Origin of the sequence: Nocardia abscessus (genome assembly GCF_015477775.1) — a bacterium.
In the GTDB taxonomy this organism is placed as follows: domain Bacteria; phylum Actinomycetota; class Actinomycetes; order Mycobacteriales; family Mycobacteriaceae; genus Nocardia; species Nocardia abscessus_A.
Genome location: NZ_JADLQO010000041.1, coordinates 1 through 7,029, shown reverse-complemented (window position 1 = coordinate 7,029; position 7,029 = coordinate 1). Strand labels below are relative to the sequence as shown.

The 7,029-nt window shown below is 65.6% G+C and carries 8 protein-coding genes and 1 pseudogene; 6 read left to right on the top strand and 3 right to left on the bottom strand.

The genetic code is table 11. The features are described 5' to 3' along the window. Positions 1–553 precede the first annotated feature (553 nt). The gene (locus tag IU450_RS40500; RefSeq protein ID WP_228835751.1) at positions 554–961 is read left to right on the top strand and encodes a transposase; all 408 of its coding nucleotides are present in this window, start codon (positions 554–556) and stop codon (positions 959–961) included. Positions 962–1,687: 726 nt separating this feature from the next. Here IU450_RS40500 and IU450_RS39070 read toward each other — a convergent pair. Next, positions 1,688–1,987, bottom strand: coding sequence for a hypothetical protein (locus tag IU450_RS39070; RefSeq protein ID WP_195154749.1), 300 nt, complete (start codon positions 1,985–1,987; stop codon positions 1,688–1,690). A gap of 147 nt (positions 1,988–2,134) precedes the next feature. Here IU450_RS39070 and IU450_RS39065 point away from each other — a divergent pair, with 147 nt between their 5' ends. Together IU450_RS39065 and IU450_RS39060 are read left to right on the top strand one after the other, a co-directional pair. Further along, complete coding sequence (locus IU450_RS39065) at positions 2,135–2,680, top strand: hypothetical protein (RefSeq protein WP_195154748.1); 546 nt, start codon at positions 2,135–2,137, stop codon at positions 2,678–2,680. Between the two features lie 430 nt (positions 2,681–3,110). Next, entirely contained in the window at positions 3,111–3,449 is a 339-nt protein-coding gene (locus IU450_RS39060) for a lanthionine synthetase LanC family protein (protein ID WP_195154747.1), read from the top strand. A gap of 347 nt (positions 3,450–3,796) precedes the next feature. On the opposite strand, the gene IU450_RS39055 is transcribed toward IU450_RS39060, so the two are convergent. Further along, a complete protein-coding gene (locus IU450_RS39055; RefSeq protein ID WP_195154746.1) occupies positions 3,797–4,012 on the bottom strand; it encodes a hypothetical protein in 216 nt (71 codons plus the stop codon). 298 nt (positions 4,013–4,310) lie between these two features. On the opposite strand from IU450_RS39055, the gene IU450_RS39050 reads away from it, so the two are divergent. After that, on the top strand, positions 4,311–4,727 hold the full coding sequence (locus IU450_RS39050; protein ID WP_195154745.1) for a hypothetical protein: 417 nt from the start codon (positions 4,311–4,313) through the stop codon (positions 4,725–4,727). A gap of 248 nt (positions 4,728–4,975) precedes the next feature. On the opposite strand, the pseudogene IU450_RS39045 reads toward IU450_RS39050, so the two are convergent. Next, positions 4,976–5,411, bottom strand: a pseudogene (locus IU450_RS39045) (IS110 family transposase); the annotation flags it as partial. 244 nt (positions 5,412–5,655) lie between these two features. On the opposite strand from IU450_RS39045, the gene IU450_RS39040 reads away from it, so the two are divergent. Next, positions 5,656–5,904: a hypothetical protein gene (locus tag IU450_RS39040; protein ID WP_195154744.1), complete on the top strand. Its 249-nt coding sequence runs from the start codon at positions 5,656–5,658 to the stop codon at positions 5,902–5,904. A 99-nt stretch (positions 5,905–6,003) separates the two neighbouring features. Next, positions 6,004–6,546, top strand: coding sequence for a hypothetical protein (locus IU450_RS39035; RefSeq protein WP_195139992.1), 543 nt, complete (start codon positions 6,004–6,006; stop codon positions 6,544–6,546). Positions 6,547–7,029 lie beyond the last annotated feature (483 nt).

Genomic DNA, 7,029 nt, shown 5'->3' with positions numbered 1-7,029 from the left:
CCCACCCACGCGGACGCAACGACACCACAACCTCCATCGACACCATCCCCGAAACCGATATCAAGCATGCCGAACCTGCGTCACCTCAATCGAATTCGCCAACAGTGTCCAAAATGGAGCGGGGGCAGGCCGGCGAAGACCGATCAAGCGACACGTGATCGGATCTGTCAGATCGCCCGGTGCTGCCCCCGTGACCTGGGATGGCCGTTCGCGACCTGGAGCCTATCGAAGCTGGCGGAAGTGCTGCGGATCAACAATATCGCCGACATCAGCCGCGAAACCCTGCGGAAAATACTGAAGGGCGGTGGGGTGTCGTGGCAGGCCACGAAAACGTGGAAGGCCAGCAACGACCCGGATTTTCAGGCCAAGCTGGCGAGGGTGCTCGACCTCTACGACCATCCGCCCGCCGACGGCCGCGTGGTCTGCGTGGACGAGTTCGGGCCGCTGAACCTGCAGCCCCGCCCCGGCCGCGGCTGGTTCAACGCCCGCCGACCTTTGCGGCTGCGGCGCGACCTACCGGCGCACCCAGGGCGTCCGGCATATGTTCGGTGCGTTGGACCTGCGCTCAGGCCAGCTGTACTACCGGATCCGGCACCGGAAACGGTGGACCGAGTTCCTGGTGTTCCTGAAGTCGCTGCGAGCCCGCTGGCCGGGCCAGAAACTGTATCTGATCTGCGACAACTACTCGGTCCAACGCGCTGAGGTCAAGGCGTGGTGCGCGGCGAACACGGTCGAGCTGGTGTTCCTGCCTACCTACTCCTCGTGGCTGAACCGTTTCGAGTGCGAGTTCGCCGCGCTGCGGTACTTCGCTCTGAACGGCACCGACCACCGCAGCCACGGCGAACAAGACGACGCGATCAGTACCTACATCCGCTGGCGCAACCAGCACGCCGGACCCGTCCGCGACTTCGCCGTCGGATCCAAGATCCGGCACCCGAATTACCTACCGAACGTTGCCTGACACGGCACTAGTCGAGTCTGTCGCCGTGACCGGCAACGAGCACGGCCGATTACCGGTCGTTCAGCTCGTGCCCAGGCAGGCACTTCAGCGGCGCAGAACGCCGACCGCCGACCAGCTACGCCGAGGATGCGGCCCGATGACCTCCGGCGTCACCTCTGCACGTCGCGAGTGCCGAAGCCCTTCAGGATCCGGCTGGCCCGGCGAAGCCGCCGATCAGCCACGTCGAGCCGCGCAGTGTGACAAAGAGATCGACCCATCCAGCTTCTTGTATCGACGGCGGCCCGCCGCCGAGCGGCGAGCTGCCGAGCCGGTGCAAGCCGCGGCCGCGACTACCTGCAGGCCCGCAAGCGCCCGACGGGGACGGCGCGAGTGCAGAGCGGTCTCGACAGTAAAGGCTGTTTCGGCGTGAGCAAGTTGCAACGGTTGCCTTGGGCGAATTTCGGCGGGTAGTGCGCTCCTTCTGGGCTTGACGAGCTCGGCCCAGGCTCACCGGGCAGCCCGTGAAGCACCTGCCCCGGAGGCGCTGCCGCCGGGCAGGGGGAATCATGTGCTTGGTTCGGCGGCAGCGCACGTATCCAACGTCGGGGTACCAGCCACCGGAGTGGTAACCAAAACATCTGCACCCACTTGGTATTCGTCGCCGCAGACCCGACCGTTACATTCCGACACACCGGAAACACTGTGGGATTTTCGGCTCCGTGAGACTTCACCTCGGCGCATCACCCGCTACCAGCCGGTGTCGGTAACGCGCGTCCACGACGGTGAGTTCCGAAGGAGGGCTGCCGGAACGGTGGATGCCACCTTCACCCCGGTGGGACGCTCGTAGATGACGATCGAGTCTGCTTCGATCAACCAGCGCCCACCAGCGATCGGCACGTGGGATGTCTCCACATAGATCTCGACTGCGACGCGCGCGCAGATGGCGTCGGACGTCGTGTGCGCGGGTTCGCCGACAGTGCCGGCCGAGGAGCGCGCCCGCTGCGCGGACGGCGATCCGGTGTGTTCATGGCTGCCGGTCTCGGGCATGACGCTCACACCGCGCGCGGATCTGCCCGCAGCGGTGGACGCCACCGCGACGGCACGGGGTGTGGTCACGGTGGGCGGGCATTTCGCCCTGCGGGCGCTCTCGCGTCGGGGTCCGCCGGACGCCGCAGTGTCTGTGCAGGGGCGGAGGTGGCTTCCTATCTCGGCTCCGTGCAGCACAGTGGCTGCGCCGGTCGCCCGCGGCTGCCCGGCCGCGATGCGGAGTTGAGCGTGAGCACGTTCGCGTCCGGTGTGCTGGTGGAGCCAGTGCCTCCACGTTGCGCGGTGTTGGTGATGGCGAGCGAGGCGTTCGATGCGCCGATGGTGGAGGCCATGCGCGTGCGCGATGTCATCGAGGCTGGTTGTTCCAGGTTGCAGCCGCCCGTGGGTATGGGTGAGCAGTCCTGCGGTGGTGAGGACGGCCACGGCGTTGTATCCGGCGCTCGAGCTGATGCAAGCCGCGGCGAACACATCGGCTGGAGTGCTGAGCCCCTCGCGGGTGACGAGTTCATACACATGTCGGCAGTGCAGGCCGAGGACCGACCAAGCGGGATGGACGGGTTCCACTTGTGTGCGGCTGATTTGGCCGTCGTTGGGGCGAATGGGGCGGGCGCCGTGGTGTGGTGTGACCAAGGCGTAGCGGTCGGCGAGCAGTCCTTGGCCTGGGCGGATACGGAAGATCGGTGCGCCGGGTAGTTCGCGCAGTTCCCGCAACACGCCCCACACGGTGGATTCGGGCAGATGGCCCGCGGCCACCGCCAGAGACCGGCCACCGAACTCGACGACGGGCACACCACGCGCGACCTGCCCGCCCACCGCTGAGGCCCACGCCAATGCCTGCAACACCGCCAGCACCGTCCACCGCCGCGGAGACCGGGGCCCACTGCGCGTGCGTCCACAAGGTAGCCGCCGCCAGCCACCGCTGCTGTAGGTGCGCCGACTGCCGGGGTCCGGGTGATCCCCCTGTGTCTTTTTCCTTGTGCGCCACAGACAGGAAGTCGGGGACAGTGCGCTCGGCCCACAGACAAGCCGAGACCCAGTCGCGGCGCATCGCGGCGTCGGCGCCACGTCCGTAGCGGCGGTAGGCGTCGGCGAACCCGCGCCAGCTGCCGCCAGCGGCAGGTAGTTGCGCGCACTGGATACGACGTTGCGCGCCGGCTTCGGAAACGGGCACTCGCTGTGCCATGGTGACTTCGGCAGCCTGGAACTGGCCGTCGCAGTCGCCACCGAGCGAGGCGACGACCAGCTGTGGCATCGTTTGCGCAGGCACGCCGCGACAGTCGTCGAGGACATCTCGCGGCGTGGATGGCGTTGCGGCTTTTACCGGGATCTCGAAGTACCGGGGTTGTACACCGGCGTGGCCGGCATCGGGTTCGGCGCGTTGCGCGTGGCTGCGGCACCAGCCGGACCGCTGCCGCTGACCGGCGGTCCACACCTTCCAGCCACTGACGCACCCGGGTCATAGAATGCCGCGGAAGGTGCGCCGCACTTCTTCGATATAGTCCAGCCGCCCGGTCGCCCTCCCGTTCCCGGACCTGTAGATGCGGCATCTCGGCCGACCCGCGCAGTCGGTTACGACTCTTCGGATGAACTATCGGCCGGACCGGATGCCCAACTCCCACCCTGCCTTATCCGGCCCGCTGCCACCTGCTCACCGCAGCCGCCACGACCGGTCCGTTCGATGCGGGTGCGCTGCTGCTCGTCGACCACCCTGGGTTTCAGCGCGAGATCCATCTCGCCGGCCGCGAGCAGACACCCTCGAACCCGGCCGCCCGCGCTCTGCTCGCACACCTGCTCGACTGAACAGGAAGCTCAGCCGCGGACTCCGGCCCATAGCAGAGCGCCGCCCGCCGCGGCGACCACGAAACCCAGGATCGTATGTCCGCCCACCGCCACGATCACCGTCAGAACCAGGGCATAGACCCCGAACCGGCGAAGCAGCCGCGCCGCGGCCACCAGATCACCGTCCACCCTGCCATGGCTGTCGAGCCCCGGTCCCGGCGGAACATCACCGAACGATCCAGCCATCAGCCGCACCGCCCCGCCCGCGGCCACCCGTCACACTTGCTCATACCCTGCAGTGTCCGGTCACGAGCACTACCACGTCCAACACTCATTGCTCACACTCGATGGAGATCGCCGTGGCCCACGCCGACGCACTCGGGCACACCCCGAGATCGCCTGGCATGCGCTGGCCGCAGTCAGGGCAGAAATGGAGAATTGAGCGATCGGCGGCGATGACGTTGCGCAAGCGATCGAGGCGGCGCGGCGAAGGGCCCTACTGATGGCCGGTAGGCGCGCCTGGCATCCGAACGCAACCGCGCCGATGGCCCGGTTGATCGAGCACGTCCAGGAGGACGGATACCACGCGGAAAATCCGCAGCATCCGCATTGCGGAGAGCATCATCGCTGGTCAGCGATTCAATGCCCGAATCTACCCAGCGAATACCCTTTTGATGGACATGTCGACGCCGACTCTCGCGCAGAAGCCAGCGGTCGCCGCCGGGTCCAGATGATGGAGCCCATGCGCCTTGGTCTGGTCGTCGGCCGGCCGCTGTTGTTGTTCGATGTGGGTGCCGTCCGGCTCGGTCCGCTGATTCTTCGTGCTCCAGGGAGGTTGCTGCGCCGGTGCTTACCGAAGCAGCGGCGCGATGGTGCCGACCCGGTTGGTCCAGACCAGACCGGTGACCCCGGGGGTCGCTATGGTTTTCGTCAACCGGATCGTTGGCTGGTCAGCGAGTGATTGTTCGGAGAGAAGGGTGGTGTGTATCGGGAGACGACGGCTGGCCGGTAGCGACGTTTCGCCGAGTTCGAGGCTCGGGGCAGTTCGTCGTGCTATGAGTTGTGGGCGTTGGGGGTTGCGTCCGATCGGCGGCTGTTGTTGTTGATCGATCGGCTTCCGGAGGAGAAGAGGCAGCCGATCTTGTAACGAAGTCGGCAGGGCCGCGGTGCTGCGCCGGCGTTGGCGCAGCTTGCTGGTCCTCTGGCGTCAATCGTGGTCAGCTTGCGATTGCCCGCAGCTCTGATTTCTTCGGGCCCGCCGCAGCGCGAAAGGATCTCCAGGACTGTAACCCTTGGACCCAGGACTCGTTCGAGCGTGGGGTGGATGCTCGTCAGCAGCCCCGGATGCTGTTGCTGGTACGGGTGGTTCCCGGACAGAGACCAGGCAGGTAGGCCACGTCATGGCCGCAGGCGGGCGACCGGTGACCGGCAGGCGTCGATCGTGTTGGGCTGGTCGACCACGATCAACAGCGGGCCGTAGGCGGCGAGTCGGTCGAACACCACCCGTAGCCGGGCCTCGTCATTCGTCAGCGCCTGTCGAACAACCGCTTGCCGGTCACATCGAGACCGACCGCGTGATGTTCGCTTTTCCCACATCAACGCCGCAGTACACGGCATACGCTTGTGTCACTTCGCAGTTCCTCATCGCGTCAAAACCCGAAACGGCCGCCCGAACTGGCATCGACGCCCGGCACCCACGTTACGAAGAGACCTACCAGCAGCCCTGTCCCCATCAGCGATCCGTCGACGCCAGCACCCGGCGACACCCGGATCATGAATGCGACAGGGGGAGAGGGCACCGGGACTGGCGACCGTAGCCCCGTGTGAGGCCACGAAGAATGTAACGGGGGATCGTATGCTGAACGCACTGCTTTCGCTGGGAGGGCCGCATGTCGTTCGTCATCGCAGGCGTAGTGTTGATCGCCGCCACCGCACTATTGGGTTTCTCCCCGGTCGCCGCGGGGATCTGCTTCCTTGTCGCTGCTGTGCTGGTGGTGCTCGGCGTCATCGGAGTGCTCCGCCGTCGCAATCAGGATGGTGAGCCTGGTACGGGTGGTCGTGTCACCGGCCGGCGCAGCGGGGGCACCAGCGCCTCGTCATCGGAATTCGACGCCGGTGGCAGCGGTAGCAGTGAGTGAGTCGAACTTTGGAGATTCAGTCGGCATCGTCTACTCGCACGAGACCGGCATCGCCAAGCCGAATCATCGAATCGGCCCCCGGGCTGCGACCGTCTCGGCGTGACCTTGGAACAGGTCGTGTTCATCGATGACGCCCAACTCGCACTCGACGGTGCGGCGAAGGTCGCCATGACCGCAATCAAGACTGACAACACCACCACGATCGCGGAACTGAACAGGCTGCTGCATACGGGCGCGCGTACTCAAATCGCCAACCGGGCAAACTTCAAAGGCACCAACACACCGCAACGACCGCAAAGCCACCCACTTGCTGGGCTTTCTCACCCCCGCCGCAGCGCTGACCGGCTACAAGAAACTTGCGGAGACGAAACCAGCGACGTGAGACACGGTCTAACAGTTCCGTTCGTCGGAGCCGTCGCCACAGTCGTCGTCGCCGTCGCACAGCCATTGCTTCTGAACACATCTGTCGTTGTCGCATTTGAATTCGTTCGGCTCGCACAGGAATTTGCCGCTGCGGCACTCACTGCGGGCTCCGTCTGGGCCGAATTCGAAGGAAACCAGCGTCTCTGTGTCGAGGGGTGCGGCGAATTCGGCCACGGCCGGTGTCGACACCAGTGTCAGCCATATCGCGGTTGCGCCTAAAGCTGTTGCGAGGACGGAAACGACACGCATGAGGAACCCTCCGTAGTGAGATTCAGCCTCTTCGAGTACGGAACTTCGGTCTCCAGCAAGAGTGAAGACCACGACCAGCCTGCCGTAACGCGCGAGGCTCGGGAAAGTCATCCCGAGCTTAGCCGAATCCATGCTGCCCGCACACGATTTCGGCGCAGGTGTGTGCGCTGTGTCGAGCGGGATGGGCGCGAGGACGAAATCCGATCAGACGGTGTTACAGCCGAGAACGCCGCGGTCGGATCCACGCCGAGAACGAACGCTGAACCTCAACCGATATCACAGGACGCCCCAACGCGAACCCCTCGTCATCACGAGTGTTGCGTTGACTGAGGTTGCCCCGGTTTCCCGGACGGGTTGGGTGTGATGCTCACGCGGCTGCGTGAGTGGGGGTGTGGGCTTGTTCGTACTCTACGGGGCTGAGCATTCCGATCTTGGAGTGTCGTCTTCTGGGGT

Excerpts from the sequence above, each read along its gene's own strand:
- IU450_RS39055 (WP_195154746.1), bottom strand. The coding sequence starts at position 4,012 with ATGGCTGGATCGTTCGGTGATGTTCCGCCGGGACCGGGGCTCGACAGC.
- IU450_RS39050 (WP_195154745.1), top strand. The coding sequence starts at position 4,311 with ATGGCCCGGTTGATCGAGCACGTCCAGGAGGACGGATACCACGCGGAA.
- IU450_RS39040 (WP_195154744.1), top strand. The coding sequence starts at position 5,656 with ATGTCGTTCGTCATCGCAGGCGTAGTGTTGATCGCCGCCACCGCACTA.
- IU450_RS39070 (WP_195154749.1), bottom strand. The coding sequence starts at position 1,987 with ATGCCCGAGACCGGCAGCCATGAACACACCGGATCGCCGTCCGCGCAG.